This window comes from Mesorhizobium sp. M5C.F.Ca.ET.164.01.1.1, assembly GCF_004792125.1.
GTDB classification, from domain to species: Bacteria; Pseudomonadota; Alphaproteobacteria; order Rhizobiales; family Rhizobiaceae; genus Mesorhizobium; species Mesorhizobium wenxiniae.
In genome coordinates, this window is sequence record NZ_SRTG01000091.1 from 1 (window position 1) to 471 (window position 471).

At 53.7% G+C, this 471-nt stretch carries 1 protein-coding gene; it reads right to left on the minus strand.

Translation table 11 applies throughout. The features are described from left to right. On the minus strand, positions 1 to 284 hold a 284-nt coding region (locus EN807_RS32555), incomplete at its 3' end, for a hypothetical protein (RefSeq protein ID WP_135937932.1). Positions 285 to 471: the final 187 nt, after the last annotated feature.

Below are 471 nucleotides of genomic sequence, written 5' to 3' on the forward strand. Positions count from 1 at the left end.
GCAACTATCTCTTGGATCGCTTCATCGCGTTGGAAATGTCGATCCATATCGTTCTCGAAAATCGGCTTTAGCTCCGAGGTGAATCCTTGCGCTGAATAGAAAACCGTGCCTTCGACAAAACCACCGCACTCTCCGTCACCGACGTCGGGGTAAATACTAACACTTGAGAAAGAAGGGAGTTCACGGTCGTCGTCGAACATCTGACGGTGCAAAACGATGGCGGCCACCGCGGGCCCGGCTTCGTGATGCGCCACAAGCGGCAGATATTGGGAGGCTACATTCATGCGGTGCGGCTCTCAGGTCTAGTTTGCTTTTGCGCATAGGACCGCAATTGTCGTGCCAACTGGGAAAATCGTTTCGGAACAATGCGATCGCTCTGGAAGCGTTGTGTCACATGTCCGACATCGTCGAGAATCCGACAACGAGTGCACCTCCTAATCACGGGAGCAACATTCGGCGCCAGTCGGTGAA